This is a genomic window from Frankia sp. BMG5.23, assembly GCF_000685765.2.
GTDB lineage: Bacteria > Actinomycetota > Actinomycetes > Frankiales > Frankiaceae > Frankia > Frankia casuarinae.
The window spans coordinates 1-2,042 of the sequence record NZ_JDWE01000145.1; the positions used below are offsets into that span (position 1 = coordinate 1).

General features: G+C 68.0%; 3 protein-coding genes and 1 pseudogene. 2 read left to right on the forward strand and 2 right to left on the reverse strand.

Going from position 1 to position 2,042, the window contains the following annotated elements; translation table 11 throughout:
* A partial coding sequence (locus BMG523DRAFT_RS22205) for a transposase (RefSeq protein ID WP_304437771.1) occupies positions 1-258 on the reverse strand: 258 nt, incomplete at its 3' end.
* A 642-nt stretch (positions 259-900) separates the two neighbouring features.
* On the opposite strand from BMG523DRAFT_RS22205, the gene BMG523DRAFT_RS22210 reads away from it, so the two are divergent.
* Both BMG523DRAFT_RS22210 and BMG523DRAFT_RS22215 read left to right on the forward strand, forming a co-directional pair.
* Entirely contained in the window at positions 901-1,122 is a 222-nt protein-coding gene (locus BMG523DRAFT_RS22210; protein ID WP_035734479.1) for a hypothetical protein, read from the forward strand.
* Positions 1,119-1,490 (forward strand): type II toxin-antitoxin system VapC family toxin, encoded by a 372-nt coding sequence (locus tag BMG523DRAFT_RS22215; protein WP_023842079.1) that lies wholly within the window; start codon positions 1,119-1,121, stop codon positions 1,488-1,490. The genes BMG523DRAFT_RS22210 and BMG523DRAFT_RS22215 overlap by 4 nt, the downstream gene beginning before the upstream one ends.
* A 369-nt stretch (positions 1,491-1,859) precedes the next feature.
* Here BMG523DRAFT_RS22215 and BMG523DRAFT_RS27075 read toward each other — a convergent pair.
* A pseudogene (locus BMG523DRAFT_RS27075) lies at positions 1,860-2,042 on the reverse strand (transposase); the annotation flags it as partial.

A 2,042-nucleotide genomic window follows, 5' to 3' on the forward strand; every position in this document is an offset into this window, starting at 1 on the left:
GGCGGCCCGCGGCAGCGGCAGCCCGGCCAGCGCGCGGCGCAGCCGGCTGATCTCGACCCGGCCGTGGTTGATCGCGCCGTACAACGCGCCGTGCCCTCGGCGGTGCTCCGCTGCCGGCGACAGGCCGACCAGGTCACGNACCGGGCCGTCCGCGCACAGCACGGCGTCGGTGAGCTCGAACAGGGCATCCGCCCGCCGGGTCAGACAGCCATAGAACTCCTGGCGGAACCGACACAGCACCCCAAGGTGCTCGACGATGGGGACATCGTGGGCCAAGCTGTCCTCCACGGCCTTCTGTCTGATCACGGTGTCTTTGGTGAGAAACCAGGATCAACAGGAGGCCGCTTCACGTCACGGCGACACGCCGGCCCACCCCAAACCACCAGCGACTATCACACAGAGTGACACCCGAAGGTTAAACGACAAGCTGAGAACCGCCCGATCTTGGTTCAGGGTCCTGAAATCGCCGTTCGCCCGGTCTCTACGAGGCTCCCGAGCAGGGGCGATGCCGAGTGAGCACCCGACTCGCAACATCATTGCGAGAATCGAACACACGTTCCGCAGGTCTGGCGGGTTCGGACGCTGTGGCCCCCTTGGCGGCGCCGAGCTGGTCCCGTCGTCCCGTCAAGGGCGAGTCGCCCTCGTCCTGGCCTGACGCCGCGTCCCCGGCGGCAAGCCCCAGCCGAACTCACCGGATGGTGTGCCTGCCCGGTCCTCGCCGACGCCGGCTACGGAGACTCGGCCGAGTTCCGCCAAGATCTCACCGGCCAGAACCTGGTCTACGTCGTCGGCGCGGCCCACACTGCGACTGTGGCTGCCGCGCGGGACTGAGATCCGCCGTTCAGCTCGCGTCCCGGCGGATCTCGGTGGGTGGCCACGCGTCGGTCGTATCCTCAATGGGTGAGCACCTTGCGGGACGAGCTGCACAGTCTGATCGACCGCCTGCCCGAATCGCAGGTGGCGCCGATCCTGGCTCTCGTGCGCGAGAGCGCACCCGCCGAGGGCGGCGGAGACGAGTGGCCATTGCCGGATTTCGTCGGCGCGTTGGCCAGCGGCAAGGGCGACCTCGCCGACCGTTCGGCTGAGATCCTGCGCGCGGAGCTCGGGCGCAATCCCGAGTGATCGTCTGGGACACCGGGCCGCTGATCGCCGCCGCCGACATCGACGACGAGCACCACGCCCGCAGCGTCGCGCTCATGCGGCGCACGCCCCGGCCGCTACTCGTTCCCTATCCCGTCCTGACCGAAGTCTGCTTCATGCTCGAACGAGAGAAGGGCACCCGTGCCGAAGCCGCGTTCCTGCGCTCCATCAGCACCGGACAGATCAGCCTGATCCCGCTTGCTCGCCAGGACCTCGACCGGATGGTCGAGCTGGTCGAGAAGTACAGCGACTTCCCGCTCGGCGCCGTTGACGCCTCCGTGCTCGCGATCGCCGAACGCCGGCACTTCTCCGTCGTCCGCCTCACGAAGCCGGTCGCACTGCTGCCATGACCTTGTTGACACGCCGGCCAGCCCTGATTCCGGTAGCAGCCCGCCGATATGCGGTGGATCTTCAGCATTCCCGCCACCAGGCCGCAGGCTGCGATGGTCCACTGCGAAGCCCGAGCCCGTGGTCGGGCAAGCGACGCCCAGGACCGCGTCCGCCACATCCTCGTAACTGGTCACTGTAGTTGATCTAGATCGCCGGCCTTGATGATCAGGTGAGGTCCCCCGGCCGGTGAGGTGTCGGACGCGGCTGCTCACGACAACCACCCGGTTGACACGCGAGCTTCGGTGCCGGATCACACTTCTGTGCATGACGGACGCGGACGATCGGCACCGCCTTGCTGTGATTGTCGTCGATGGCTTGGAGACCCACAGCCACCAGCGGGTCCCGTCCTTGCCCTCGACCCGCTCGAACNCCCGCCACGTCGTCTCNTCCGCGTGGACATGACCGGCGGCGGCGTTACGCGCCACGATCTGCTCATCGAGCCCGCCGAGNAGTCCATGCACGTCCTTCAACGCCCCACACAGAGTGCCCTCGGCAACACCGAGCCCGTCGGC